The sequence below is a fragment of the Rhizobium sp. S152 genome, assembly GCF_030380735.1.
Taxonomy (GTDB): domain Bacteria; phylum Pseudomonadota; class Alphaproteobacteria; order Rhizobiales; family Rhizobiaceae; genus Rhizobium.
In genome coordinates this window covers 435,600-459,854 of sequence record NZ_JAUDRZ010000030.1, presented here as the reverse complement: position 1 = coordinate 459,854, position 24,255 = coordinate 435,600, and the positions used below count along the sequence as shown (strand labels likewise).

Annotated in this window: 30 protein-coding genes; 1 reads left to right on the top strand and 29 read right to left on the bottom strand. The window is 60.4% G+C overall.

Annotated features, from left to right (window positions below):
- The 29 genes from QTL95_RS27050 to QTL95_RS26910 all read right to left on the bottom strand — a co-directional run bounded on the left by QTL95_RS27050 (nt 1) and on the right by QTL95_RS26910 (nt 23,532).
- Nucleotides 1–4,143, bottom strand: a complete 4,143-nt coding sequence (locus QTL95_RS27050) for a hypothetical protein (RefSeq protein WP_289722916.1) — start codon at nt 4,141–4,143, stop codon at nt 1–3.
- Entirely contained in the window at nt 4,143–6,686 is a 2,544-nt protein-coding gene (locus tag QTL95_RS27045; RefSeq protein ID WP_289722915.1) for a hypothetical protein, read from the bottom strand. Before QTL95_RS27045 ends, QTL95_RS27050 begins: the two co-directional genes overlap by 1 nt.
- Before the next feature lie 90 nt (nt 6,687–6,776).
- Complete coding sequence (locus QTL95_RS27040; protein ID WP_037178162.1) at nt 6,777–7,289, bottom strand: hypothetical protein; 513 nt, start codon at nt 7,287–7,289, stop codon at nt 6,777–6,779.
- Entirely contained in the window at nt 7,268–7,642 is a 375-nt protein-coding gene (locus tag QTL95_RS27035; RefSeq protein WP_037178160.1) for a hypothetical protein, read from the bottom strand. The genes QTL95_RS27040 and QTL95_RS27035 overlap by 22 nt, the downstream gene beginning before the upstream one ends.
- A complete protein-coding gene (locus tag QTL95_RS27030; RefSeq protein WP_289722914.1) occupies nt 7,635–10,304 on the bottom strand; it encodes a hypothetical protein in 2,670 nt (889 codons plus the stop codon). Before QTL95_RS27030 ends, QTL95_RS27035 begins: the two co-directional genes overlap by 8 nt.
- Nucleotides 10,304–10,972: a hypothetical protein gene (locus tag QTL95_RS27025; protein WP_289722913.1), complete on the bottom strand. Its 669-nt coding sequence runs from the start codon at nt 10,970–10,972 to the stop codon at nt 10,304–10,306. The genes QTL95_RS27030 and QTL95_RS27025 overlap by 1 nt, the downstream gene beginning before the upstream one ends.
- A gap of 3 nt (nt 10,973–10,975) precedes the next feature.
- Complete coding sequence (locus QTL95_RS27020; protein ID WP_289722912.1) at nt 10,976–11,413, bottom strand: hypothetical protein; 438 nt, start codon at nt 11,411–11,413, stop codon at nt 10,976–10,978.
- Nucleotides 11,414–11,485: 72 nt separating this feature from the next.
- The gene (locus QTL95_RS27015) at nt 11,486–11,794 is read right to left on the bottom strand and encodes a hypothetical protein (protein WP_037178151.1); all 309 of its coding nucleotides are present in this window, start codon (nt 11,792–11,794) and stop codon (nt 11,486–11,488) included.
- A 14-nt stretch (nt 11,795–11,808) separates the two neighbouring features.
- Nucleotides 11,809–12,645, bottom strand: a complete 837-nt coding sequence (locus QTL95_RS27010) for a phage capsid protein (protein ID WP_289722911.1) — start codon at nt 12,643–12,645, stop codon at nt 11,809–11,811.
- 210 nt (nt 12,646–12,855) lie between these two features.
- Nucleotides 12,856–13,818: a hypothetical protein gene (locus tag QTL95_RS27005; protein ID WP_289722910.1), complete on the bottom strand. Its 963-nt coding sequence runs from the start codon at nt 13,816–13,818 to the stop codon at nt 12,856–12,858.
- The gene (locus QTL95_RS27000) at nt 13,811–14,134 is read right to left on the bottom strand and encodes a hypothetical protein (RefSeq protein ID WP_289722909.1); all 324 of its coding nucleotides are present in this window, start codon (nt 14,132–14,134) and stop codon (nt 13,811–13,813) included. The genes QTL95_RS27005 and QTL95_RS27000 overlap by 8 nt, the downstream gene beginning before the upstream one ends.
- Nucleotides 14,127–15,797 carry a portal protein gene (locus tag QTL95_RS26995; RefSeq protein ID WP_289722908.1) on the bottom strand — a complete coding sequence of 557 codons (1,671 nt, stop codon included), beginning with the start codon at nt 15,795–15,797 and terminating at the stop codon, nt 14,127–14,129. The genes QTL95_RS27000 and QTL95_RS26995 overlap by 8 nt, the downstream gene beginning before the upstream one ends.
- Nucleotides 15,797–16,009, bottom strand: a complete 213-nt coding sequence (locus QTL95_RS26990; RefSeq protein WP_289722907.1) for a hypothetical protein — start codon at nt 16,007–16,009, stop codon at nt 15,797–15,799. Before QTL95_RS26990 ends, QTL95_RS26995 begins: the two co-directional genes overlap by 1 nt.
- Nucleotides 16,006–17,274, bottom strand: a complete 1,269-nt coding sequence (locus QTL95_RS26985) for a phage terminase large subunit (protein ID WP_289722906.1) — start codon at nt 17,272–17,274, stop codon at nt 16,006–16,008. Before QTL95_RS26985 ends, QTL95_RS26990 begins: the two co-directional genes overlap by 4 nt.
- Nucleotides 17,275–17,339: 65 nt before the next feature.
- Nucleotides 17,340–17,801 (bottom strand): DNA-packaging protein, encoded by a 462-nt coding sequence (locus QTL95_RS26980; protein WP_289722905.1) that lies wholly within the window; start codon nt 17,799–17,801, stop codon nt 17,340–17,342.
- Complete coding sequence (locus QTL95_RS26975; protein WP_289722904.1) at nt 17,798–18,088, bottom strand: hypothetical protein; 291 nt, start codon at nt 18,086–18,088, stop codon at nt 17,798–17,800. Before QTL95_RS26975 ends, QTL95_RS26980 begins: the two co-directional genes overlap by 4 nt.
- 1 nt (nt 18,089) lies before the next feature.
- A complete protein-coding gene (locus tag QTL95_RS26970; protein WP_289722903.1) occupies nt 18,090–18,290 on the bottom strand; it encodes a hypothetical protein in 201 nt (66 codons plus the stop codon).
- Between the two features lie 47 nt (nt 18,291–18,337).
- Nucleotides 18,338–18,634 carry a hypothetical protein gene (locus QTL95_RS26965; RefSeq protein ID WP_289722902.1) on the bottom strand — a complete coding sequence of 99 codons (297 nt, stop codon included), beginning with the start codon at nt 18,632–18,634 and terminating at the stop codon, nt 18,338–18,340.
- A gap of 330 nt (nt 18,635–18,964) precedes the next feature.
- Nucleotides 18,965–19,474 (bottom strand): transcription termination/antitermination protein NusG, encoded by a 510-nt coding sequence (nusG, locus tag QTL95_RS26960; protein ID WP_289723179.1) that lies wholly within the window; start codon nt 19,472–19,474, stop codon nt 18,965–18,967.
- Between the two features lie 26 nt (nt 19,475–19,500).
- A complete protein-coding gene (locus QTL95_RS26955; RefSeq protein WP_289722901.1) occupies nt 19,501–20,544 on the bottom strand; it encodes a hypothetical protein in 1,044 nt (347 codons plus the stop codon).
- Entirely contained in the window at nt 20,541–20,726 is a 186-nt protein-coding gene (locus tag QTL95_RS26950) for a hypothetical protein (protein ID WP_289722900.1), read from the bottom strand. The genes QTL95_RS26955 and QTL95_RS26950 overlap by 4 nt, the downstream gene beginning before the upstream one ends.
- Nucleotides 20,723–21,466, bottom strand: coding sequence for a hypothetical protein (locus QTL95_RS26945; RefSeq protein ID WP_289722899.1), 744 nt, complete (start codon nt 21,464–21,466; stop codon nt 20,723–20,725). The genes QTL95_RS26950 and QTL95_RS26945 overlap by 4 nt, the downstream gene beginning before the upstream one ends.
- A complete protein-coding gene (locus tag QTL95_RS26940; RefSeq protein ID WP_289722898.1) occupies nt 21,463–21,651 on the bottom strand; it encodes a hypothetical protein in 189 nt (62 codons plus the stop codon). The genes QTL95_RS26945 and QTL95_RS26940 overlap by 4 nt, the downstream gene beginning before the upstream one ends.
- Complete coding sequence (locus QTL95_RS26935) at nt 21,648–21,986, bottom strand: winged helix domain-containing protein (RefSeq protein WP_289722897.1); 339 nt, start codon at nt 21,984–21,986, stop codon at nt 21,648–21,650. The genes QTL95_RS26940 and QTL95_RS26935 overlap by 4 nt, the downstream gene beginning before the upstream one ends.
- Nucleotides 21,977–22,246, bottom strand: coding sequence for a hypothetical protein (locus QTL95_RS26930; RefSeq protein ID WP_289722896.1), 270 nt, complete (start codon nt 22,244–22,246; stop codon nt 21,977–21,979). The genes QTL95_RS26935 and QTL95_RS26930 overlap by 10 nt, the downstream gene beginning before the upstream one ends.
- On the bottom strand, nt 22,243–22,470 hold the full coding sequence (locus QTL95_RS26925) for a hypothetical protein (RefSeq protein WP_289722895.1): 228 nt from the start codon (nt 22,468–22,470) through the stop codon (nt 22,243–22,245). The genes QTL95_RS26930 and QTL95_RS26925 overlap by 4 nt, the downstream gene beginning before the upstream one ends.
- Nucleotides 22,470–22,943, bottom strand: a complete 474-nt coding sequence (locus tag QTL95_RS26920) for a hypothetical protein (RefSeq protein WP_289722894.1) — start codon at nt 22,941–22,943, stop codon at nt 22,470–22,472. The genes QTL95_RS26925 and QTL95_RS26920 overlap by 1 nt, the downstream gene beginning before the upstream one ends.
- Nucleotides 22,940–23,338 carry a hypothetical protein gene (locus QTL95_RS26915; RefSeq protein ID WP_289722893.1) on the bottom strand — a complete coding sequence of 133 codons (399 nt, stop codon included), beginning with the start codon at nt 23,336–23,338 and terminating at the stop codon, nt 22,940–22,942. Before QTL95_RS26915 ends, QTL95_RS26920 begins: the two co-directional genes overlap by 4 nt.
- On the bottom strand, nt 23,335–23,532 hold the full coding sequence (locus QTL95_RS26910; protein ID WP_289722892.1) for a DNA-binding protein: 198 nt from the start codon (nt 23,530–23,532) through the stop codon (nt 23,335–23,337). The genes QTL95_RS26915 and QTL95_RS26910 overlap by 4 nt, the downstream gene beginning before the upstream one ends.
- Nucleotides 23,533–23,658: 126 nt before the next feature.
- On the opposite strand from QTL95_RS26910, the gene QTL95_RS26905 reads away from it, so the two are divergent.
- Nucleotides 23,659–24,252 carry a hypothetical protein gene (locus QTL95_RS26905; RefSeq protein ID WP_289722891.1) on the top strand — a complete coding sequence of 198 codons (594 nt, stop codon included), beginning with the start codon at nt 23,659–23,661 and terminating at the stop codon, nt 24,250–24,252.
- Nucleotides 24,253–24,255: the final 3 nt, after the last annotated feature.

Sequence of the window (24,255 nt, the reverse complement as noted above, 5' to 3'; positions counted from 1 at the left end):
CTATTCGACCGCATCGACGAGAGCAGGCTTCAACCCCATGTGAATTGCCGATCGGACACCGGGAAGCGTTGCACCCGGTAGCTGCCTGATGATGGCGTTCGCACCGGATTTCTTCAGGTCACCGGCTGCAAGCTGCTGCGCAATCTGTGTCAGATCCTCGAACGCTCCAACCGTCGGGCCGGCGAGCGCCCCGAACGTGCCACGGCTGGCATAGCGCGAGGCAGTGCCGCGGTCTTTGTCGCCGGCAACAGCCGAAGCCGCCGTCATGATGCCGGGAAGCCCAATCTTTTCCGCCGTGTTCGAAAACTCGAAGGGAATGGAAAGGATGCCCGAACGATCGACGCCGTTGGCAATCCAGAGACCGGGATTGTCCAGAAGCTTGTTCGCCTCGTCCACGTCGCCACGCTCGACATACTTGAGGTACGAGATCAGCATTCCGAGGCCGGTGGCGAAGACCAACTGTTCGGCCAGGCGGTGCGGTCGCTCCTGTAGGCCGGCTATCAGAACGCGCTGATGGCTGGCGAGCGAGAACGACTTAAACTGAAACAGCAGCTTTCCGACATTCGACTTCATCCAGAGCGGGTTATCGGCTACGCCCTTCATGATCACCGTACGGTCAGCGTCCTTGTTCAGCGCGGCCGCCCATGTCCGGTGCGCGAGCTCGTCGTCCCAGGCCGAGGCGTTGGCGCCGTAGATGCCATCCTCTTCCACGCCGTACCGCTTGAACTGGCCGGCAATGCGCTGGGCCATGTCCTCGTCGATGCCAAGCATCGCCATGTAGGCCCGCTCGGCCTTATCTGCCGCCGCCCAGTTCGTCGCGTTGCGGAGCATGCGGTTCTGCGACATGACGGCGACGATGGTGCGCAACCCGTCGTTCCAGTAGCCGAGGCCCGTTGCTTTCGTGAAGACGTTCGACGTGTTCGACAAGAAGCGCTCGAACTTCGAGCCATGGGCGTAAGGGTCGTTGAGATCGGCAAGGTTCGCCAGCCGCGACTGCAGCACGCGCTCGGTGACGACGCCAAGGTCTCGCGCATCCTGACGGGCGATTTTCGCGGCGCGCGTACCGGAGACAAGCGCCGGCAGGCCGTCGGTCATGATCTGGCGGGCGCCGAACTTGCCGAGGATGCTGGCGGCGTCCGTCATGCTGGTGAGCGTCACGCCGCCCATCAGGCGAAGGTAGTTCCACGTCAGCGCTGCGCGGGTAATCTTGCTCCAGTCGCTGCTTTCGTCGGTTGCCCTGTAGGTGCCGCGGATCATGTCCCGGAAGGCTGTCAGGTTCTTCACGTCGCGCGCCTCGGCCTTGCTCAGCTTCTCGCGCTCGGCTGGTGTCTTTGCTTGGGAGCGGAGCGCCTCGTAATCGCGAGTGATCTCCTCGAACTGCTCTTTCATGTCGGGGCGACCGAACTTCTGCGCAAGCTCGACCTCGGCGCCCATGGTACGGGCGTAGCGGCGCATGACGACGTCCATGTCGTTCACAAGGAAATCTTCGACTTCTTCGTCCTTGATGTTGAAGGTGCGTTCCTTCAGCGGCCCGCGCTTCGTCGGGACAAGCCACTCGGGCACGTCGCCGGCGCCCTTGCCCGTCAGGTTGTTGAATACCGAGCTCACGATTTCCTCGATATAGTCGGCGCGGTCATCCGGGCTGATGAAATCGGGGATCTCCTCTCTCTGCTTCGGCAGGGTGGGCTTCAGCTTGTCCGACTTGTCGGTAGCCTTGGCGATGCGCTGGTCGATCTCCTTGGCCTTGCCGGTAAGGGTCGCCACCTCCGCCTTGAGCTTGTCCGTCATGCGGCCTTCGCTTTCGAGCAGCTTCAAGGCATCGAGACGATTGGTCACTTTCGTCTTTTCATACCGGGCGGAGCCATAATCGCGGCGGGCCTTGGCATAATCCACCATGCGGCCGATCGCCGGCGACTCGCGCGCCAGGTCGGCGCTGGCGTTGATCTGCTCTTCCAGGTCGGCAAGTTCTTTGGAAACCTTGCGAGCCTCTGCATCCGAAATGACGCGCTCGTTGTAAATGGCCTCGGTTGCCTGATCAAAATCCTTGATCTCCTGCTCCATCCGCTTGATCCGCGCATCGACTTCGCCGATCGACTTCTCGCGGCCAGCGTTCCGCTGCAGCGCCTCGCGGATCTGCTTTACCGAAGCATCCTCCGGAAGGCCGACGGACTTTAGCCAATCGCTAATGCTGTCGGTAAGGGCTTCGTCGCTGGCGGCCTTGTTGGCGGCGTCGCTCGTGCGGATAGGCGAGCCGGAAAGCTCCTCGCGGATCGCGTCCAGAAGCTCGTCGGGATCGGCATAGCCATTCGGGCCTTCGTGGAAATTGTCGCGAAGGATCTGGTGTTCTTTCCAGACGATGGTGTCGGACGCGCCCATGCCCTTCGACTTGTGGAAAAGACCCGGGTGCGAAGTGGGATTGACGCCCATGGCGCGCAGCTCGCCGTCGAGCGAGCTTCCGACGCGCACGCCACCCCACTCGCGAAACACGGAAAGAATCGGGTACTTCTCGGCATAGGTCGTCTTCTTGTTCATGGCGCGCTCGGCCTTTTTCGAGGCCTTGATTGCCGGCAGCAGGGTCTCGTCATCCTTTGCCGTCTTCAGCACCTCGACGACGTCTGCCGGCGGGCGCTGGCTGATCAGTTCCCGATGAGCTGCGACGTTCTTCTCGACGTCCGCATTCTTTCGGCTTCGGATGGCGGCACGCTCTTCGAGGCGCTTGTTGACGTTGCTCAGCCGTTCGAAGGCTCGGTCCATCCGATCGTCAACATACAGCGAGTCCACAATCTTGTTGCCGACGCCGCGCTCTTCCTGCCGGATCAGGGCCTTGTCCAGTTCCTGCGAGAAGTAGCGGCGGGCGATTTCGCGGAAGCGGCTTTCCTCTCCGATCAGCTTCTGGCGGTTCCACAGACGCGTGACGTAGGACGCCGCCGTTGTCGTCTTCACATCCTCGGGCAGAAGCCCCAGCGCCTTGGCTCGTTCGAAGAGCGGATCGAAGACCTTCGAGCGGGCTTCCTGCGCTGCTTGGGTGACAAAGGGATTGCCGTTGATATCGACGTCGCCGCGGCGGCCAGCCATTGCCACATCGCGGTTGAACTCGGTCAGTGAGCCTCGATAGCCGTTCTTGCGCGCCTCACGATAAAGCTTCCGCGAAGATCCCAGCCAGTCGCCAACGGCGCCGCGCTCGTAGAGCTTCACGGAGTTCTCCACGTCAGCGCCGAGCGATCGACCCTCCATATTCATCGTCGTGTAGATCGGGTTGTCCACGAGCTTGTTATAAAACTCGCGCACCTTCACCGATGGCGACAGCATCGTCTGGACGCCGGGATTGATGCGGGCGGCAGCCGTGGCGCGCGTCACCATTTCGGCAGCCTTGCCGCCGCCTACGCCAAGATCGGAAATATCGACCTCGTCGACAGCAGCAGCACCTGCCGCCTGTGCGCGCTTCACGGCAGTGTCGGTTACGTCACCAATATTGGGGAGTTCGCTCGCCATGTCGCTCTCCAACGTCTTGCCGACGGCAGAAAACTCGCTTGGGCTAAAGAATTTAGCTCCGGCCGCACCGATGAGGCCACCGAGCAGAACCGAACCGCCGATAGCCATAGCGCTTTCTTTCCCAGTGCGAGTCACTTGGCTCGCGTGCAAGCCAGCTTCTTGCACTGCCGCACCAACGCCCGACCAAGCTCCGATGGAAAGGGCAGAACGCCCTACCGACAAGCCTGTGCGGCCTTCGGCGACGAATGCGCCGCCGGGGATAAGGGTCGGAAGGTCAGTGATACCCGCCATGATCGAGAACGCGGTGCCAGTCCACCCACTTGCAGCAAGGGTTTCATCGTCGGCCTTCTCCATGTCCATCTGCATCTTAAGAGCTTGCGCCGCCTGCGGATTGAAAATCCGTTCTCCGCGCTCCGGAGCGCGTTCCATATACTCCTTCATCTCCGGATCGGTGTAGATGTTGTAGTCGGTGATCTCCTGCTTGTTCCCGGCAGCGATGTTGTTCCCGGCATATGCCAAGTTAGAAACGACATCGTTGCCGTCGCGATATGCTGCCGTGAGGATCCGCATGTATGAGGGTTCCGGCTGATCGAAATCGGAAATGCCGACCGGGCCTGCATCTTCGAGAGGGCGTGACAAATCGAAAGGCATCAGAAGCCACCTCCGCCACCGCCCTGGTCAGCGGTTGAAGGGTTGATGGGCCCTGGCATCATTTCCTGCATGCGTAGCTTCTCCTGGGCCGTCTCTGCCGCCCTCGCCTTCATCCAATCGGGGCCGACTGTGTTGTCGATCGCCTCATTCACCGCGTTGTGCTCTTTCACTGTTCGGTCGCGGTTTTGGATCATCCGTTGCCGTGACGTCTGGATTTGCTGTTCCAGCTTCTCCTTGCCCTTCTGTTTCGCTGCCTCGACGTCCGCATGAAACGGATAAGGGAAGAGGTTCAGGCGACCGTCGGACTTGTAGAAGACACGGTAAGAGGCTGGTCGGCCCGCCTTGATATCCTTGTCGGTGTTCTGATCCGCCTGCAGGTAGAACTCATCAGTGTGAATGCCCGTCTCCTTGAAGGCGTCTGCCAGTTGCTCTCTGATGTACCCGTGGGTGCCGTCAGGGCCTGCCGGGTACGCGGTCTCGGGAGGATTTTTGACAATGACGTTGGAGCCGAAAGGAGTGAATTCGGAGGGTGCATAGCTTCGGCCGAAACGCTTGTTCGCTATATCCCTTGCCGCCGCTTCGTTGCCATTGGTATCGACCAACGCTTCTTGCAGGATCGAACGATAATCGGCGACGATGGCTGCTTCAGCGTCAGAGTTCACTCCAACCTTGACCTGATCGGCCGTAGCGTTGCCACCTACCGCAGCATTGCGAGCAAGGCCTGCGAAGCTGTTATCGAAGTTGCTGGCGATCGAGGAAGCATCCACGTTCTTGAGGATGTCTTTGATCGACTTCGAATTCAGCAGCGCGTCTCGCGTTTTCACTGCTTCTGGATCGTCGGCGGCGATGATCTTCTTTGCGGCTTCGTCGGGGGAATAGCCCATAAGCCCCGTATAGGACTTGTATAGGTCGAGCTTCTTCTGCACCGCGGCACTGCCGTCCATGGCCGTAAACGAAGCCGGCGCGTTCTTCTGCAACACGCTCGCCGCTTCCATCGACTGCGCGACGACGGCGGTATCGGTGGAGATTGCACCGCGGCGAAGATCGGCCTGCACCTTCTTCGGGATGTAGCCGGTCTGAGCGATGAAGCCGGAGGTGATCGTCTGCCGATCGTCGTCCGACCTGCCTGTCGTCATCTGGTCGTAAGCCTTCTCCGCGACCTTCGTCTGCTCGGTGTCGAAAGCGTTGATCGAGCCTTTGCCTGCGCCGATCGCGTTGATGAGTTCGGGAACGCCGGCATTCTCCTTCACGGCCGTGTGGAGCGCGTTGATCAGCGTGGCCTTGTCGCCGTTGTCGATTACCGAGTTGGCGAGGATCTGGGTTTCCAGCTTCGGCGTCGGATTCTGCGCGATCTGCAGGCTGAAATCGTCCTTCACCGCCGTACGCTGGCGGGTAAGTTCCTGCGCGTAGTCAGTCTCGCCCTGGCGGTAAAGCTGCTCGCGGCGCTCGTAGGGGATCTTGTCGAGATCAGGGTCGCCGATCGTGGGCGTGTAGGTGCCGCCGAGAAGCGCCGCCGCCTTCGCCTTGTGGCCTTCCATCTGGTACTTGACCTTGTCGGCCACGGTCCCGGGGGCGCCGCCCGCCTTGTAGTCTGAGCGGTCATAGAGGCCGGGAGCGCCGGCATTGATGGCGCTGTAGATGTCGATCAAACCCATCCCCGGCTTCACGCCGGCATCCTTCAGGTACCGGCCGACGGCGGCAACCTGCTGCTCGATCGGCATATCTGCCGTGACGCCATACTTCGCCCGCTGCGGCTCGCCCCACTGGATCAGGCCACGATGCTCGCCGTACTTCGTCACCGGGCCTTTCTGCCACGGGTCGAAGGTGCCGCCGGTTTCGTACGAAATGACGGTGGCGATGTCGTTCGGGCTCACGCCAAGCTGGTTGGCCGTCTGGGTGATGGAGTTGGCAAGCCCCTTCGCATCGACCTTGATGCCGCCCTTGATGTCGCGCAGTGCGTTGCGCGGATCGTCGGCAAACTTCCACTTCCATCGGCTTTCAGCGGCGTCGGAATCCCACCGGGCGCGGCGGTCGGCCTTCCACGTCTCCGGCATGTTCGTGGCGTCGATAGCCGCGAGGCCCTGCTTTTTCAGGTCTTCGTAAGGTGCGCTGTTGGCGCCGATCTGCGTGCGGATGCCATCCAGCGACTGCTTTGTCGATCGGTCGTAATAGTCGCCCTTGGCGGCATTCTCGTAAGCCGTCGCCTTCTCGAACAGCGAGTTGCCGCGCGTCAGGATATTGTTCAGGTAGCCAGTCTGGGCGTCGTCGTTCAGGCCTTCGAAGTTGGACTTGGCGAAGGCGTCGGCGCGCTGCTGGTAGCCCTCCATGAACTGGCGCGTAAAACCGATACCGCTTTCACTGGATTCGTCCCGCGACTTCAGGAAGCGCTGTTCCTCGTCGTTCAGGAACTTGTTCAGCGCCGTGGAAACAGTGTTGGACTTGTCGTTGAGAACGTCGGCCTTTTCCTGCGCCTGAAGGTCGTTCAGGTTATAGGCGGCATGAACAAGGTTCTGCCCCGCCCCTGCCACGGCCGCGCCGATCATTGGCGTGGGGCCTGAAGGCGCAATGCGTCCCGATCGGGTACCAGCGTAGCCTACGTCACGAGAAGTTGGAATGTTCACCATGTGTCAGGATCACCCGTACGGAAGCTTGATTGCAGATGCCGGCGCCGTCTTCTTGGCCTGCTGACCGAAGCGGCTGTACATCGATGTGATGCCGTCGAAGAGGCCAGCGGCGGCGGAGATCCGCGCGGCCTTCATGGCGTTGGTGGCATTGATGCCGGCGACCTTGGCGGCGTCGTCATACCCTCGCCGCTGCTGCTCGCCCTTGTAGATTTCGGATTCCGCCGCGTAAGCCGTCGCGTCCGCCGTATCGCCCATCAGGTCGATAACCGAAGGGTCGGAGAGGTCGCCGCCGGAGCCCGCGATTGCCGCGCGCTGCTGCGACAGAAGGAACTGGCCTTCCTTGTAGCGCTGGGCGGCGTCACGCTGGCTTGCTGCCTGCGCTTCGTCCGCCTGCTGCGCGTCGACCTTCTGCTCATACTGGTAGCGCGCCTGGGTCTCTTTGCCCTGCTGAAGGGTACCTGAGACCTGAAGCGCGGTGCCGGCCGCCGCCGCGACACCTGCTAGAATTTCGAAGCCGGACATACCCAGACCACCTCATCGTCAATCATTTCATCTGTCCGCTCAAAGCCAAGGTGCTCCATCAGCGCCACGGCTCGCGGTATGGTCTCGGTGCACTTGGCCTTGAACACCTGCGCGCCCTTGGCCTTTGCCTCCCTGAATGCCGACAGGATGTGCCGGTATATCGATGGCTTCCGATGCTCGGCCGGTACGTCGAAGAAAGCGAACCAAACGCCGTCCTCGATCTCAAGCAGCCCGCCGAATCCAGCGATCAGGCGACCGCGGCGCAGCGCCCGTGCCGCCCACTTAGAACGGAACTCGATAGCGCCGTAGAAGCGAGCGATATCGTCGTCAGTCGCGATCGAGATGTCAGCCATTCGTCGTGGCATCCATGACCAGCGAAGCCGCCGTGAAGGGATAAGGCGACCTTGCTTCGAGGCATATGCGGCTGTCGGTGCTCCAGTCGCTGGAAATGCTCATCATGTCGGCGTCGTACTCAGCGAAAAGCGTGTTCGGCGCGATGGGCTTGTCGTTCTTCGTTGTGGTGAGCTTCCGGAGTGCGTCAAACGAGTAGCCTACGCGCAAGCCGTCCAGCATCGTCGAGACGAGATAGAGCCCGAGCTGCGCCACCCGCTTCTTCTGAAACAGCGCCGTGCCACCAGCAGCGCCATAGGCGAGCTTCGTGGACTTCCAGCGCCCGACATAAGGCAGGCCGATGACGACGTTGCTGGCGGGCTCGGAGAGCGTCACCTGATTGCCGGTCACAGTGTAGAGATTATCCTGATCCCGCACAGCCTTGCCGTCCGCCCAGACGGTCACCTGCAGGCCATTGAGGTGCGGCACGTTGAAGACGGTAGCCGGCGCGCCGGTGAAGCGTGTGAAACCGTCGGCGATGCAATTGATCTGCTTGCCCTTGCAGTCCTTCAGGTCAGCCAATCGTTCGAGGCGCTGCGTCCCGTTGCGGACGACCGCGAAGAAGACGCCATCCTGGCCGGCTCCACGGTTCGTGCTGACGCGCTTGAACTGGCCGTCGGTGACGACGCGCGACCAGGCAATGACCTTCTCGGAAGGCTCATAGGTGAGCGCCCTTGCCTCGCCGTTCGCCAGGATCAGCCACAGGATCGTGTCCGGCCGGCGCTGGACGGCGATATCGACCACCTCGTAGCCGTCGCAGATGTTCTCGTGCATGGCCGTCAGGTCGTTTGACTTGTAATCGAGCGTGCCCTGTTCGGCCGACAGCGCGAAAAGCGCGGTGCCGGATGTCTGCACGAAGATGCCGTCCTTGTCGCACTTCACCGAGCGCAGATTGAGACAGCCGCGCGTGGAGCTTTCGACCGGGAACCAGGCACTTGCCGTCAGAGGCTCGTCGAAGCTGGAAGCCTTCACGGAGATTTCGGCGGTATCGGTGCCGGCGAGCAATCGCTCGAGGCCGATCAGCCACAGGATACCGCGGTCGGTATCGGTGCCGATCGAGCGGGCAATCGGCCCGGAGTCGCCTTCGACCGTGTCGTCGAAGCTCTTGTAGGCATCCGAGACCGAACCGTAGGCGAAATCGCCCTGCCCCCAGAACAAGCGGCCGCCGAACTTCTCGACAGCGGAAGGCCAGCCGTCATAGTCGGACCAGACCGAATAATCCCATTCGAAAGAAGCGGTCGTTGAGTACAGGCGCTTGATGACCTCGGCGCCAACGGTGGTGGCGCTGGTGAAGTCGGTAACGCGGACAATGCCCGACTGACTGCCGCCAGCGTAGACAAGGCCGGTAACGATGGTGCCGCTTGAATAGTCGCCCGATCCGAGAGCAAAGCGGAAATACTTCACGACGTTGTTGTCGCTGTCGGTGTAGTTGGCCGAGGCGTTGCCGGTGAAGGTCGAAACATCCGTCCACGAGGTCGGGTTACCGGAACCGTCATCGACCGAAACCTGCAGGCGTACCGTCCCGGCCCAGGTGCCGGTGATCGAATAGCTGAAACGGCGGGCGGCATTCACCCCGGCAATGCGGATATAGGCGCCGGTAGCGGGTCCGCTCGTGAAGGATTCGTTGACCGTCTGCCCACTTTGGAAGATGCGGAAAAGGCGGCCGATCATCTGCGCTGTGAAGAAAGCCCGGTTCGCTGTGAGGGTGATGTTGCCAGTCAAGCCGCTGGGAGCAAGCGAGGTGACGCCATCCGACGATACGAAGGGACCGTCATCGACCTTGTAGCGCTGCACGCCCCAGCTTGTGGAACTGCGGCGCTGGATCATGCGCTGCTGATAAACGCCGCCGGAAGCAGCATAGAGCACGTCCTTGTGCTGGCGGTACCGAACAAGTTGGTCGGCAAGGTCGGCTTGCGTCCATGGCGTGGGAACGACCATCACGCCGGCCGCCTCGATCGTGCAAGCATTGACCAGCGACTGACGGGCGTTGTCGTTCGAGAGTTCGAGATAGACCGAACCGACACCGGGAGTGAAGGCGATCGAGTGGAAACCGTCATCGAGCGCCAGCGCTTCGAGGATGTCGGAAGCGCCGGCAGAGGTGCCGAGGCGGAGGTTGACCGGGCCGCGCACGATATCGAGGCGGATGGCGTGTTCCTTCGGCTGGTCGCCGGCTGAAACCGTGAGTGTCTGCCGCGCAACCGCCCTCGCCTGCGTCGTGCCGGTCAAAACAAGATTGCCACCGCTTGCAACTGCCGAGGCGCCGCCGACGCTGACGTCCGTCCAGCCCGTGAAGGAAGAGAAATCGCCGTTGGTGATAGCCGTGGAGACGGCAACGCGGCTGACGAAGGCATTGTCCTTCACCACGCGCATGCCACCATCGGAAAGAACCGGGATCAGCGCGGAGCCGCCGGAATAGGCGTACTCCATTAGCATCACGTCGCCGATATCGATGTCGGTAATGTGCTCCAGGCCGGGGCGGATCGTCATTGAGCCGACGACACGCGGAAGCTGGTTCAGGTAAAGCGAGCCGGCGAACTGCAGGCGCTCAAGATCAAGGCGAGACAACGCCTCGTCGCCTACCTCGCCACCATTCAGGGAGTAGACGGGAGCTTTTACGCGAGGCATCAGACATCACCCTCCTCGAAGGTGATCTGACCGCCTACCAGCGTTCCGCCGTGGCTGTTGCCGAGACGGCCGATACCGCCATGTCGTGCACGAATCCACGAGCCGGGAGGGAGAACCTTGTTGTTTTCGTTGCGGGCATCGACGCTCTTGGCTTGGCGCAGCGCCTTCTCGACGCGCTTCTCAAGCTTCTGTTCGAGTGTGTCGCCGCTGGTGAGCCGGCCACAGGTGTCGCAGGCCAACTTCAGCGCCACGAACTTCCAGAACATCGTCGGCCACTTCGAAATCTGGTCATCAGCGGCCTTGGCTTTGCTGATGTAGCGCAGATAGAGAACGTTCGCGTTGGCGTGCAGCCCGCCGCCCTCGTCGAGGAAGTCGAGGAAGATCGATCGGAAGTCCGGCGAGTTGCTCACGGTGAGCGTTCGGATCCAGTCATCGGGGTAGTCGAAGGCATAAGACCAGCCGATAGCTGGCGTTGCAGCCCCATTGGCCGACAAGGCTGCAGACACCTTGGCGAAGTTCCAGTCACCGGAATTGAAGGCCTCTTCGACCACGCCATCCCATGCGCTGCTGAAGGTGTAAACAGCTTCGACATCGTCAGTGAGGGTAGTGATCGTGGACTTCTCCAGGTGAACCAGAGCCTGCTTCCAGATCTGCAGCTTGTCGGCCATAGGTCATTCGCCTTTCAGCAGTTCGAGATACTTTTCGGCAGCCTTTTCAGCAGCTTCCTTCGTGTCGAAGCTGTGCTGCACGACATTGCCGCCGTGAAGGAACCGCCATTTGTGGTGCGGGCCGCCGTGGTTGACCTCAGGCAGGGTAAGCTCTGCTGTTGGCTGCTTGATCGCCTTCTTCTCGTCGTAGACGCGGAGCACGCGGAGCTTCGCGGCGGTCTTCGAGACGCCAACCACGCGCAGCTCGCAGTCGAGCTTCATGTCGTCGGAAATGACATCGATGCGCATCCCCTGCTTGAAGACGCTGAAATGATTGCCGAAGTACTCCGGGTGAAGGACGTCTTCGAGCGTGGTTTCGGACGGCACCGTCGCCGCATAGCGGCCGATCGAGTAATCGGCAGGCATGAAGCGGCTGGCACCCAGCTTCTGGATGTCGGACATGATTTTGACCTTCGGGTAAATGGAAAGGGAAAAGGGGTGTTCGCGTCACACGAACACCCCCAGACACCGGCGTTAGTCGGTATCGGTTGCCGTGACAGCCAGGCCGTCGGTCAGGTCGATGCCCTGCCCGTCGGTGCCGGTCGCCTCATCGATCACCCAGCAATAGTTGATCGCCGTGACCGGGCCGCTGATCGTAGTCGTGCGGGTACGGACAATGACGATATCGCCCTGACGAGCGCCCTTGCGGTAGCCGTCAGCGACATAGTTGCTGTTGTTGACCGAAGCGATGGCGTCGACCGAATCCAGCAGCCACGTTTTCATGGTGCTGGAGCCGGAAAGGCCATCTGTGAGGAGCTTGAAGCCGTTGGTATCATAAGCCATGGGTCAGACCCTCCTTACGAGAACGCGACGGTGTCGTCGGTCAAGACCTTGAGCACGCCGGCCTGCTGCAGGATTACTGCGCCGTCGTAGATCGTGTGGCGGGCGTAGGAGTAATCATCCTCGCCGTTGTAGCCGACGTCCGTCTGGATTTCGCCTTCGGCCAGGGAGTGACCGACTGCGTTCTTGGCGAAGATGAAGTTCGACGCCGTGGCCGTGCCCTTGCCGGGAAGGCCGTTGTGCATGATGTGGTATGCACCCAGCCAGATCTTCGGACGGTCAGCAGCCAGACCGACGAGCGGCTTGGCATCGACGTAGTCCGCCGACTTGAACTCGGCGATGGTGAGCAGGCGAGCCCATGCCTTCGGAGTCCAGAGGCAGGTGATCTCGTCGCCCGAGTTGATGTCCTGACCCCAGAGTTGCGACAGCTCGTCCACAATCTTGCCGAAGGTCGAGGTGACCGCCGTGCCGGAGTTGTAAACGTTGGTCGCGGTCGCCAGCGCGTCGATGATCGTGTAGTCGATCTCGCGAGCTGCGGTCTTGGCGCCGGCATTCTGCATGCCCTGACGAAGATTGGCAGGCGCGGTGAACACGTCGAAGCCCGTGCGGGTTTCCTTCGTGTGCTTCTCCTGCAGCGTGATCGTCTGCATGCTGTCGGTGCGGTTGCGGGACGGGATAAGCCCGTTCGTGCCGCGGGTGGTCATGCGACCGGCAACGCCCTGGACCGAGAACTTCGCAGTCAGGCCAGAGGTGATGTCTTCGCGGACTACCCGGTCTTTGAGGTAGGTTTCGCCGCGCTGAAATGCGACGACCCACTCATCACGGTACTGATCTTTTGTAATGACGTATGCCATTGCAAAAATCCTTTTGCTGATTGAGGGAGTTGATTTCAGGCCGTGATCAGGGTGCCGCTCGCTGCGGGCGCGGGGTGTCTTGGCGAACCAAGGGGCCGCGCCGTCGCTTTGATCGGGGCGTCACATCAGACTGTCATTTCGGTATCGATTGCGGGGCCGTCGCCGGGGTGCCGCGAAGGTATTGCCATGATGGCAACACCTGGGAGGTAATCAGCCCTTGCGGGCGTTGATCTTGTCGCGCTGTGCGTAAAGCTTCGTCAGCTTGCCCTGCACTTCGTCGCTGAAATACTTGCGTTCGTCGGTCTCGCGGAGCTTCAGCAGCTCGTTGATGTTCTCCTGAACCGTCTTCGAGGTCGCTTCGACGTCGCCGGTGAGGATCGCCGTGCCGCCGTAATAATCGGAGCCGATCTGCGCCATCATCTTGACGAAGCCGGGGTGATCCTGAAGGCGCGAGCCATCCATGAAGCGTAGGCCGAGCAGTTCCTGGTAGCCGTCTTGGCCGAGGTGCGTCGTCATGAGCTGGTCGGCAGCCGCGATGTTGCCGTCGTATTCGCCGCCCCACTCATTGCGCAGCGCCGTCTGGGTTTCCTTCGCGACCTTCACCATATGGCCGTCGAGCTGCTGCTGCTGGGCCGTGGCAAAGTCCTGATACCAGTCGAGAGCAGCGCCAGCCACCGACGGCGGGACATTCTTGGCGTGCATGGCGGCCTTGAAATCGCCGAGAATGGCCTTGTCAGCGTCGGAAGCGGCGAAGCCCTCGCGGAAGTCGCCGGGGTAAGCCGTCGCTTCGTCTGGGATGCCGTTGGCAGCGCGGAAGGCCTTCACCTCTTCGGGCGTGGACTTGTCCGTCAACGTGACGTTCTTGCCGGCCGTCTTGGCGCTGTTGTAGGCCTCGCGGAAGCCGCGGGAGATGGCATCGATCGACTTGTAGCGGCCGAGCTGTTTCAGGACTGCTTCGTCGCCGCCGGCAAGCTTCTCGCGGAAGGCCTGCAGTTCGGCACCATCAGCGGAGCCACCTGCTCCACCTTCGCCCCCCGCACCGCCAGCAGCGCCTGCGCCACCAGCGTTCTCGCCACCATTGCCGCCACTGCCGGCACCAGCACCGCCAGCGCCACCGCCGGCACCTGCTTCGTTCGGGTCTACTTCACCACCGGAATTGTTTTCATCAGCCATGTTTTTCACCTGTCAGGAAATCTAAAGGGAAAGAGACGAGCTTGCGGAGCTGCAGGCCAACATGCCGCTTCCCACTTTTGAACGCGCTGTCGCGCTCCCCGCCGTGCTCGTCAGGCAGGAATTCCAAGTCGTTGACGCCGCAGATATGCAGGATCGCGCCGAACGCTCGCTTCTGCTGCTCTTCCGTCGCCACACCAGCGGCGAGAGCCTGCAGTGAAGCGCAATCGGCCTTGCGGATTTCAAGGTCGTTGGCCGGAGCATTGTTGTCCGCCCGGACGCCCACAGGATGCCAGGGGCGATATGCGCGCTTAGGCATTCATCGCCTCCTGAATCGTCTGAGCGGCGTTGCCGACCTGTCCGGCTACCTCGGCACCCTGCCCCAGTTTGGCGATCTGCTGCTGTTCGGCCATCTCCTGCTGCATCTGCTGGCGAGCGGCTTCCGCCTGCTTCTCGTCGACAAGCCAGTCGGCGCGTGCGCCAGGAACAACGCCGAAGGCATCACGGAACGCTTTGCGGACATCGACGTCGGTGCGGATGGAAGGATCGAGCGCAATGCCCGCCTGAAGTATAGCGCCACCTTCCTGAAAGCCGTTGATGGCCTGACGGTCGCGGGCTTCCTTCAGCGCATTGTTGAACTCGTGCGTGACGTTCTGGCCGAGGAGCGCATCGGGCATATCAACCGGAATGCCATTGCGATCAACCTCACCGTAGCCGCCAGCGCGCATCACTTTCTCGGTGACGAGATCCAGCGTTGCACCCGTCCATTCATCCTCAATCGGCTCGAAGAGCGGCAGGGCGTTGCGGATATATTCGGAGACAAGCTGCGAGGTTTCGTAGGCCGTCTTCTGGCGCTGTGCCGATGCGACCGGCTGCAGCTTGTTGATGAAGAAGGCATCTGCCAGGCGAGCACGCGCGTCGTTGAGCAGATCGACCCCAAGGCCGGTGTTCTTGCCCATGTCAACGGCACGAAGGGCAGCGCCAAGGCGCTCATCGTACTCGCTGTCCACGTAGGTCACGCCGTTCGAAGACAGGTCGATCGGCGAGAGAACCGCGTCCTGCGTGGCGATCATGGGCGGGTCTACCTGCTTCTCGCCCGCCTCGATGATCGTCATCATCATTCGCTGGATCATGCGAGCCTGAGGCAAGGCGATGATGGTGGCAGGGCTGAAGGCGTAGAAGTTGCCGCTGACCGTCTTCCATCGCGGGACGACGTAATCGAAGGTGAAGGCCGGCAGTTCCTGAAGGATCGAACCGTCTTCGGCGACATAGACGTCCGCCCACTTCGCACCCTTGGGAAACTTGCGGTACGGCTCGTATTTGTCGAGCGGAACGAAGCAGTGCTGAACCTTGAACGAGTCCTTGAGGTTCTTGTCTTTCAGCGCGTTCTTGGCCGCCTGAGGTAGCTTTGCCTCGCCGAAGAGGTAAGCCATCGCGTGCGCCTTCATGTCTTCCTTGCGGTGGACATGGTTGACCTGGCCATCGGGACCTTCACAGCCTGCCATTTTCTTCGGATGGTGGCAGCGGAAGAGGAGGTTGTCGCGCTTCTTGTTATAGCTCACCTGCATCCAGCCCATGCCGAATGCGGAAAAGTCGTGCTCGACCTCGCTGGCGGCCCGCCGGTAGCCGCTGTCACGCGAATACAGGATCGCGCGGTTCACGTCCGTCATGAATTCGAGGAAGCCTGCAGCCTCACGGTCGCGGGAAATCCGTTCGTTCGAGGCGGTTTCCTTGAACCAAGGCCTATCAGACGGACGAACCATCGAGCCGATTTGATCGCCAAGCTCGCGGCGCACCAAGGTCGGGTAGAAGTCCGTCAGGTGCGAAGCGAACTCCGCGCCTAAGGTGATCTCGGTCGTGAAGTTGGCGCGCTCGCAGTAGAAGTATTCGGCAATCTCCTGGTGAAGGCTGTCGAGACTTCCTTTGGCGGAAAACAGGCGTTCGCCCATCTCCATCAGCTCACGGCCGGCCTGATCGGTCATCAATTCGCTCCGAGGGTAGAACGCGAGAACTCGCGGCCGAGGGTGCCGGGAACGGTCGCCAGCTTGTCAGCCGTCGAGCTGCTGGGCGATGCGATGGTTCCGGCGGACTTGCGACGGGTGCGCTTTGCCAACGGATCGTCAGCATCCGGCATCGTGGCCGGTGGCTCCGGGTCCGGGTATTTCGTCGTCTTGCCGCCAAGCAATCCACTCATGTTCGCTTACCTCTCAACTTGGCCTTCAAGGCGCTGTTCGATGTGACGGACGTCACGGTTCTCCTGACCAGAGGATCGGCCTCTCGCTTTGTCAGCGCCGGAAAGAGGCTTGTGACCCCCCAGACCATGGCATCGGCCCGATCAGGCGACCGCGAGCCTGTGTAACCTGCGGTGCTCATGCCAAGCAGCTGGTCTTCCATTTCGGGGAAGTACCCCGCCATGATCACCTTCCCCTGATCGAACAGGGAGGCGATTGGCTCAGCTCTCACCACCTTGCCGCGTGACGCCCTGACCTCTGTGAACGGCGTTCCAGGTCGAGCGACACGGATAATCTCTCCGACCATCGCTCCGCCGAAATTCGTCTCAGCAACGACCCGGTCAGCCTCGTGGCGGTCAAAGGCATCGGCCACCACTCGACCCCAGCCGGAAGGACCGTATCGGCCTGAAAGATCCTCGATGATGTAGCCCTTGCCATCGACACCGAGACCGCAGACGACGATCCCGATCTCATCCGATCGCGTGTCCTCGTCGCCGGAGCAACCAGACGGGTCTACCGCGATGATGATACGGAGCATGTCGGGGAGTTCGCCAGCGAGGCGGCTTTGCTCCAGAAGCTCCACCGACCACAGCGCGCTGTCAGAATCGTCGGCGAACTGCCCAAGAAGGAAGCGAAGCCGCATCCTCTCCGGCATCGCCTGCAACTGCTCCAGGTAGCCAGATGCGAGGTTGGCCTTGTTCCCCTCTGGGTTCATCAGCATCGCTACGTGCTGATCGGCATAAGGAACTGGCTTCCGAGTGTCCGGCGATACCCCTTCGATGAAGAGCTTGTAAGTCCAGTGGCCCTTCGGAGGCGGGTTGCAGTCGTAGTACGTTTTGAGCCGCAGCGGCGTCTTTTGCGCCAGTCGGGTGATCGCCATGTTTCGCGAGGCCCAACTGATCTGGCTGCACTCGTTCAGGAAGATCGAGGCGTATTCCTGGCCGAGGATCTTTTCCGTTCGTTCCTTATCGTCGAGGCCACCGAACCAGACTTCCGAGCCATTGGGCAGGCCGAGAAACCAGTCGGTCTTATCAAGCTTGCTGCGTTCAGCGACCCCGGGGAAGCAGAGGTCGAGCACCTTCGGAAGCGTGTCGTAGACCACAGACTGCTTCACGTGATTGAAGCGGTATCGAAGCACAGCGTGCCGGCTGCGATGAGCTAGTGCCCTTACGAGGATCGAACGCAGGTTGATGAACGTCTTACCCGAGCGAGATCCGCCATAGAGCATGCAGTGTGTGGCCGCTGAGCCTTGAAGGTCTATCGCCCGAAGCTGGTCAGAGGTAGGCACAAAGCTCACAGCAGATTGGCGTCCTGAGATGAGATTACGACCTGCACCGGATCACCACCCTTTCCCGTCAACTCGCTCTTGTCGGCGAGACCTAGATCGCGAGCGATGATGTTCGGGTTCAGAAGGTCGGCAGCGGCGCCGGAGAACTTCTGATCGCGTATCACCCGCTCCACGCGCGATACGACCCCGATAAAATCTTTCCTCTTGCGGTAGTTCGACCACGTCTCAGGATCGATATCGAGGAAGAGCGTCAGCCCATCGAGCGTCATTGCCCGCATCTTGGCGACGTTCTCGATCGTCACGATGCCCTGGTAGGCGAAGGGCTTGGCTTCCCATAGCGGGTTCGCCTCTACCCATTCGAAATACTCGACACATGCATCCCACAGATCGTCCGGGTTTGCGAAGATAGGCTTTCGCCCATGTGTGCTACGAGCCTTCCAGAACTGGTTTCCCTTCGGTGCACTCATGACCGCCAGCCCACCACGTCGTTTGCATAGGCTTCTGCCCAAGCTCGACGCTCCTCTGGGGAAGCGCTGGGATGAGGGAGCGGCGCGATCATCTTCGTGGAGTCGTCAACATCGGAGTTCCACGCGCCGACGGCTATCATCGCCCCTTCTTCCCACTTGATCGAGACAACGATGTCACGAACGCTTTCAGGCCGATCGGCATAAAGCGAGGCATCGTGGACCAACGCCCTCAAGGCGGCTTCGGCCGTCCCGTCCTTGATGCGGACAATGCGAGTGATGGTACCCATGTCAGGCCACCAAGTCGGCGAGTTCGCGCGTCTTGACCACGAGGAGACGAATGGAACCGATGTATATCCAGCAAAGCTCCTCGTCATCGGGGCCCTTACGATTTTCGCTTTCTACGGCAACGATCGAAGTGAAGCGAACGTTTAGCTCAAAGGTCGCGCGCGAGCCTCCGACTTCGGAAATCCTTTTGAGGGCGATGAACATGGGGATGCCTTTCAAATGTAAAACCGCTTTGCCCGCGGCAGGGCTGCTTACTTGGCGGCCGGCTTCTTGCGGGCCGGAGCCTTCTTCGCGGCTGGCTTGTCGTCGGCGGGCGGATTGTCGACCGTGCTGTCTTCTGCGAGGACGTCCGCCTGCTTATCCTCGGTGCCGGCCTTGAGGCGGTCCCAGGTCGTTTCCGTGCAGTAGAGGCGGTGGCCGGCGATGCCGATGGTGCGGTCGTCGATCGTGATCTCGGGCTTCTTGCCGAGGACGTCGCGAATCTTCGTGCCTTCAGGGACGACTTCGACCTTGAAGCCGTTGAACGTGGAAAGGTTCACCGTTTCCATTTTAAGTCTCCTTGTGATGATGACGTCCGCCAGCCTTGGCTTCCCCGGGAAAGGACCCGCTTGCAGCGCCGGGAGGTTCTAAGTCGTACGAGCCGAGGCATTGGCATGCGGGCGGCCGCATGTCGGAGTAACCGCTGCAAATTGTCGAGCGAGCGCGAAGCATCGCATGCAGGGGTGCGCGTGGCTAAGGCGCCAGCAACTGACCGAAAAGGAAATGGAAAAAGGGCGCATTTCTGGATTGGGTGGCGGAGCAGCTAGCTCCGCCTAGGCCCCGTGGGTGACAACGATGGCCCCCAGCAGCATCAGGCCTGCAAAATGCTTGCGCAATATTTATGCCACAAGCTCGACTTTTGCAACGTTGATGTTGATTTCGCGCATATCCGCAATGCTTTCCACAAGCATGCGGACAGAGCGCTTTCCAGACGCAGTGGTGATGGAGCCATAATGCCCTTGCAGTGGCCCCGAGGTGATCATGACGCGGTCGGCTTGCTTGAGCACCGGCCGGCCGGCCGGGCGCATCACATCGAATGCTCCCCTGGCTTCCTCCTGCAAGAGCGTATTGATGTCTTCTAACGGCACTGGGATCGGCCCCTTGTCGCCGCCGAGGACGGCATGAACCGACTTCATCCGGTAAAGCTTGTGGAAATCGGCATCACCATGAAGCGATGCAAAGGCATAACCGCTGAACAGCGGGTAAGTGCGTAGCATCCACTTCTTCGTCTGGTGGTGCCGGATCTCGCGTTTCATCATTGGGCAGTAAGCTTCGAGCTGCATCTCGGAAAACTCAGCCATCGCTCGCATTTGCTGCCCCGGTACCGTTCGAACCACATACCAACTCATTTCATGCCCTCGTTCTGTTGCCATTATCATGCGAATTCTTCCAACCGGGGCGGCGGTTCGCCGTCCAAGTCCTTCAGGACTGTAAGATTGCAGTAGCCGGCGCCCCTCTCCGACTCCGAGCGCAGGTAGATGACGTTGGCCTTGCGATAGAATTCGAGCTTCGACCACGGACTCCCACCAGATTTGAACCATGCTTCGAACAGCCGAAGGTTGCCGGTGGCGAAGAACCGGCGGGCGGCGACCATCTCGTCGTCTAGGTCGTTGAGAGACTTGGCTACGCCGAACGCGGCCCTGCCCCTCCTGATGATCTCCATCATCGTTTCCTGGTCCTCGCTGTCGGTCAGGACGGGCAGCGCCGTGGCGGCCTCCTTCATCGTCGCCTGAAGGCGTTGGAGTGTCTTCAGCGGGCGGAAGTCATGGCGCAAGAACCGCCACCCCTCAGCCTTGCCAAGCTCCATGTGTTGCAGGATAGGCTTGCCGGCATCATCCTTGACGCCGATATCCTCCCAGGCGCGAATCAGGCCCGATGTCCACTTCAGTGCGTCGTAAGCGGTCAGAGCAAACTCGGGCGCATCGTCGTGAAGCTTCTCGTGCATCCACTGCAGCGATCGAGCGACTGGCTTGATGCGCAGCGCGAATGCCTCCCACTCGGGCAGCCTCGCCTGCATGTCGGCCCAGCGCTTGATGACAGCCCGCGAACGGCTCTGCCGATCCCAAAGCTGCTGCGCGTCGTTGTAGGCATCGCCCATATGCTTTTGAGCGCAGTTGCGGCCGACGAAGCAAACCGTCTTCTCGAGCGGGAAGTAAGCCAGCCTGCCCTTCTGGCATTTAGGACTCGTCGGCCGGCACAGAGCACAAGGCACCCAATCCCCGCCGAGGCGAAGACTGGTGACAACCTTGATCTCGTCGGTCAGGAAGCGAACACCTTCCAGCAGCTCCGGCTTCGAGGTCGAGACACCGTCGTAGGTCTCGGGGTACCCTGTCTTTTCGACGTGAAGCAAAAAGCCCGCGCCATACTCGCTGCCGGGCACGGTGTCGAAGATTGGAAGATGGCGAATAGATACCGTCATGCCGCCGCCCCTCTCCTCAAGAGGATGAGTTCCCCGGCCTTCGGTGTAGGCGGCCAGACGGGTTCGGCGGCAATCTTTCCGATCAGCGCGGGCATCACGTCGATGATCTCCGCGGATCGGCGCCAACCAACCCCGTCCCGCGACTGATCATCTGCCCAGTCAAAAAGGCTGAGTTGCTTCATGCCGCCCCCCTCGTCTCGACGATACCTTCGAGATCGAAGGGCGTGAGGTTGCCGCCGAGGAGCCGCTTCAGGCACTCATCCATTTGTGACTTCGGAACGAGATGTCGAGATAGAAAGTCTCGCCCCTCGGTCGGTGACGACGGAATGGGAAACGGTGTGAACATAGTTTCTTGCGGAGAAGCGGCTTTTGATGACCTCGCTGTTCCTAAGCCCGATGGTCCTTTTCCTTCTCCTAGGTCCTTATCCTTGTCCTTCTCCTTGCTTCGAAGGGGCTTCGAAGGGGCTTCGCCAAAATCCGTGATAGCCATCTCGAAATCTTCAAGGCAACGCTCGTCATGGAGGTGAAATGGAAGACGATATTTTTGGTAAAAGCCCAACGTTGTCGGGCAGATAGGCAGCATGGCGAGCTGTTCTGCGATGCCCCTCACGCGCTTATCTTTTGGTGAAAGCTGCGGCGCGACTTGGTCGGCCGCCATCTCTCGCACCCAAACGAGGTCACGATCGAAATCATATTCACAGATGCCGGCTTGCATGAGGCTCAGAAGCCCCTTCGAAGCCCCTTCTGAGGAAATTCCAAGCTCGTGAGCGATGTATGCGACAGGCACATAGTACAGGCCGAGCATGTTGGCATGCCCGCTCGTGGTGAGGTGATAGTGGACCACGATGGCTTCAGTATCGCCACGAATGGCTTTCAGATCAGCCTGCCACACACGGGGCGGCACAGATGCAAACTTCCTCATATGTCAGCCCTCCGAGCTACACGGATCTTCTGCGCCAGCGCGCAGGCCTCCGCTGCCTGAAGAGCGGACAGGCCGTACCTGTCCTTGATTGCAGGGATAACGTCGGGGCGCGGCTCGTTGTCCGCGACCCACTCTGCTGCTGCCGTAACGGCATGATCGTCGAGGTGAGATCGGGCCTCCGTCATGCCGTCCTCCCTTCGAGGACCTTGATTTCAGAATGCAGCCGATACCTGGCATGCGTGCCGGGATAGGCGCCGCCGTGCGGTTCGTGTTCGGTTTCGATGGCGAAGCCGAACCGGCGAAGCTTCCAGATGTAGTGCGAAGTCCGAGGTGCCGGATTTTCGACTGAACTGAAGCCGCGAGCGCCCGCGTCGATGAGCCTTTGCAACGCCCAGGCATCGCGTCCGGACACGGTCACCGGAAGGCCGACGGGAAGCCCCTTGTCGATGATCTGAACGCGCATTTTGGTAGGAGCTTTTGGCGCCTTGTTTGCCGTACCTGCTTCGGGTGTCAGTGCCATGGGCCAACGCCTCCTTCGTCTTCGGAAGAACCAGTGTCCAATTCGTCGCCGTTCGGCTCGGTGTCGCCACCGTCCTCGTCGTCTTCGAGGATGAGGGTCTGGCCGGACTTGTATGACTGAGCCCAACAAGCCGGCATGCCGACGTCGCGCTCGTCGCCGTTTTCTTCGAGATCTGGATCTCCATCGAGCAGATCGAGAAGGGCGATCATCTCTTCGATCCGAAGTTCCAGTTGTTCGCGCTTGGTGAGAGACTGAGTCATCGGGTCACCCCCAAACCTCTGCGCGCGGGCTTGATGAGGATCATTTCCGCACCAACCTCGTGACTGACGCAAATCTCCCAGCCGTGGCCGGAAAGGTTGCCGTGGAAGTTGTGCATCAACTGGGCCAGATGCGTGGAAACGGCTTCGATCTGTTCGACGCCGATGCGAGCGTTCCTGACCTGGGTCTGGAACATCGATTTGATGCTGCTGGTGGGAGACGTCATCACGCGACCCTCCGCCCGATGAAGGTACGGAGCTTGGTTTCGGTCAAATGCATCCGTTCACCGGGGCAAGAGACTTCAAACCGCCGCTGGCCTTCTGAACTGGGCGCGATAAGGCGAACCTCATACTTGGTTCGCTTGCCATTCCAGTTCGGGGAGCCCGCCTCGTATAAGCCGTCACCTTCATATTGACCGGTCCTGCGGTACGCCGTCAAAACTAAGGTGCAAGGCGTACCGTTGCCGGGCTTGCCGGCGTAAACCCATTCGCCGATCGTGGGGTCTATTTCTTCCGCGGCCTTCTTGAGTTCGGCCATGTGGAAGTCAAAACGCTCTTGCGCCGACATTGGCGCAGCAACGGAGGGGCCGGCCACCGTCGCCGTCGCGGGGATGGCGGCGACAGCGACCACCCCGAGGAATCGGCGGCGTGAAACAGCAGAAAGATCGGTGGCGATACGTGCGGTTATGGGCTTGCTCATGACTGTGCCTCCCGCCCATAGGCTCGGTCATTCGCCCTCTCCAAATTCCAGCACATGTCCCGCACATGGACGAGCATGTAGAGAATGCCGTCGACCTGTTCGGGGGTAAGGTTGCAATGCTCTTTGAAGCGACCGCAGTTGCCAGCCCTGATTTCGAAATTCACGTACTCGTCCAGCACCATGGTCGCGCGGCGCAGTTCGCCGATTGAGACATCGACATCTTCCAGAGCGTCCAAAATCTCCTTGTGAGTACGACCGGCGAAGTTGCGGGCTGGTCCTGAATTCGAAGTCGTGTTATCTACTGCCTTGTTCATATCTTTCTCCTGCTCGGAATTGATGGAACCACGGTCCGGAAGCGCGCCAACGCTTGCCGGGCCATTTGCTTTCTGGGTCACGCTGCACTCTCCATGAAAAAGGCGATGAGCTTGCTGCGCTCGGCGACCCACCGTCCCCCAACCTTCTTTGCAGGCAGTTGCCCCTTTGCCAGCAGATGGTTTGTCTGCCGATGCGTGCGGCCAATCAGTTTCGCAATTTGATCGACCTCCCAAACCAACTCGAGCTCGACACTCGTTTCCCCTACGTTCGTCATTCACATGCCTCCTTTGTACTTATGTGAAAGTACACGGAGAATTAACCAAGCGGGCGGAGTCGTCAAGCATTATTTGCACTTGTCGTGCATTACGTGTAAGTGCGTGTGGACAACGGGGATTGAGATATGGCGAAAGACACAACCAAGTCTGGGAAAACCGAAACACTGACAATCAGGCTGGATCCAAAAACGCGGTTCATCTTGGAGTATATGTCCCGCTTAAAAGGCCAAACCATTACTACGGTCGTCGAGCGAGCAATCGTCGCGGCCGCGGCTCAAGAGACCGTCGTCGATCGAGAATATGGCCATCAACTTACCTGGGATGAATTCTGGGACGTCAGCGAAGGCGTTCGGAGCCTCAACCTTGCCAGCCGCCGTGAGTTCTTCCCGACATTTGAAGAGGAAAGGCGACTCGAGTTTGCCAAAACGCATTGGCCGTTTTTCTTCGCGACCAGAAACAAGACGATCCCACTTAATCACTATATAGATATTTTGTGGCCTCGGATCGATGAGTTCATTCAGATCCACGAAGACAATAAGGCTCAGGGAGGAGACTGGTTCGGAGCTGGTAAAGCCATGCAGGAAGCTCTCAGGAAATCCAATTTGAAAGCGCCTGACTGGCCGGTGAAGGAGCCGCTCAGAGAGCCGGAGAAGAAGGAGGAACCTCCGAAGACGCAAGCCAAGTACAGCCGCGACCTAGACGACGACATACCTTTCTGAGAG

Coding starts and splice junctions, on each gene's coding strand:
- QTL95_RS27050 (WP_289722916.1), bottom strand. CDS start 4,143: ATGCCTTTCGATTTGTCACGCCCTCTCGAAGATGCAGGCCCGGTCGGC.
- QTL95_RS27045 (WP_289722915.1), bottom strand. CDS start 6,686: ATGATCGGCGCGGCCGTGGCAGGGGCGGGGCAGAACCTTGTTCATGCC.
- QTL95_RS27040 (WP_037178162.1), bottom strand. CDS start 7,289: ATGTCCGGCTTCGAAATTCTAGCAGGTGTCGCGGCGGCGGCCGGCACC.
- QTL95_RS27035 (WP_037178160.1), bottom strand. CDS start 7,642: ATGGCTGACATCTCGATCGCGACTGACGACGATATCGCTCGCTTCTAC.
- QTL95_RS27030 (WP_289722914.1), bottom strand. CDS start 10,304: ATGCCTCGCGTAAAAGCTCCCGTCTACTCCCTGAATGGTGGCGAGGTA.
- QTL95_RS27025 (WP_289722913.1), bottom strand. CDS start 10,972: ATGGCCGACAAGCTGCAGATCTGGAAGCAGGCTCTGGTTCACCTGGAG.
- QTL95_RS27020 (WP_289722912.1), bottom strand. CDS start 11,413: ATGTCCGACATCCAGAAGCTGGGTGCCAGCCGCTTCATGCCTGCCGAT.
- QTL95_RS27015 (WP_037178151.1), bottom strand. CDS start 11,794: ATGGCTTATGATACCAACGGCTTCAAGCTCCTCACAGATGGCCTTTCC.
- QTL95_RS27010 (WP_289722911.1), bottom strand. CDS start 12,645: ATGGCATACGTCATTACAAAAGATCAGTACCGTGATGAGTGGGTCGTC.
- QTL95_RS27005 (WP_289722910.1), bottom strand. CDS start 13,818: ATGGCTGATGAAAACAATTCCGGTGGTGAAGTAGACCCGAACGAAGCA.
- QTL95_RS27000 (WP_289722909.1), bottom strand. CDS start 14,134: ATGCCTAAGCGCGCATATCGCCCCTGGCATCCTGTGGGCGTCCGGGCG.
- QTL95_RS26995 (WP_289722908.1), bottom strand. CDS start 15,797: ATGACCGATCAGGCCGGCCGTGAGCTGATGGAGATGGGCGAACGCCTG.
- QTL95_RS26990 (WP_289722907.1), bottom strand. CDS start 16,009: ATGAGTGGATTGCTTGGCGGCAAGACGACGAAATACCCGGACCCGGAG.
- QTL95_RS26985 (WP_289722906.1), bottom strand. CDS start 17,274: ATGCTCTATGGCGGATCTCGCTCGGGTAAGACGTTCATCAACCTGCGT.
- QTL95_RS26980 (WP_289722905.1), bottom strand. CDS start 17,801: ATGAGTGCACCGAAGGGAAACCAGTTCTGGAAGGCTCGTAGCACACAT.
- QTL95_RS26975 (WP_289722904.1), bottom strand. CDS start 18,088: ATGGGTACCATCACTCGCATTGTCCGCATCAAGGACGGGACGGCCGAA.
- QTL95_RS26970 (WP_289722903.1), bottom strand. CDS start 18,290: ATGTTCATCGCCCTCAAAAGGATTTCCGAAGTCGGAGGCTCGCGCGCG.
- QTL95_RS26965 (WP_289722902.1), bottom strand. CDS start 18,634: ATGGAAACGGTGAACCTTTCCACGTTCAACGGCTTCAAGGTCGAAGTC.
- nusG (WP_289723179.1), bottom strand. CDS start 19,474: ATGAGTTGGTATGTGGTTCGAACGGTACCGGGGCAGCAAATGCGAGCG.
- QTL95_RS26955 (WP_289722901.1), bottom strand. CDS start 20,544: ATGACGGTATCTATTCGCCATCTTCCAATCTTCGACACCGTGCCCGGC.
- QTL95_RS26950 (WP_289722900.1), bottom strand. CDS start 20,726: ATGAAGCAACTCAGCCTTTTTGACTGGGCAGATGATCAGTCGCGGGAC.
- QTL95_RS26945 (WP_289722899.1), bottom strand. CDS start 21,466: ATGAGGAAGTTTGCATCTGTGCCGCCCCGTGTGTGGCAGGCTGATCTG.
- QTL95_RS26940 (WP_289722898.1), bottom strand. CDS start 21,651: ATGACGGAGGCCCGATCTCACCTCGACGATCATGCCGTTACGGCAGCA.
- QTL95_RS26935 (WP_289722897.1), bottom strand. CDS start 21,986: ATGGCACTGACACCCGAAGCAGGTACGGCAAACAAGGCGCCAAAAGCT.
- QTL95_RS26930 (WP_289722896.1), bottom strand. CDS start 22,246: ATGACTCAGTCTCTCACCAAGCGCGAACAACTGGAACTTCGGATCGAA.
- QTL95_RS26925 (WP_289722895.1), bottom strand. CDS start 22,470: ATGACGTCTCCCACCAGCAGCATCAAATCGATGTTCCAGACCCAGGTC.
- QTL95_RS26920 (WP_289722894.1), bottom strand. CDS start 22,943: ATGAGCAAGCCCATAACCGCACGTATCGCCACCGATCTTTCTGCTGTT.
- QTL95_RS26910 (WP_289722892.1), bottom strand. CDS start 23,532: ATGACGAACGTAGGGGAAACGAGTGTCGAGCTCGAGTTGGTTTGGGAG.
- QTL95_RS26905 (WP_289722891.1), top strand. CDS start 23,659: ATGGCGAAAGACACAACCAAGTCTGGGAAAACCGAAACACTGACAATC.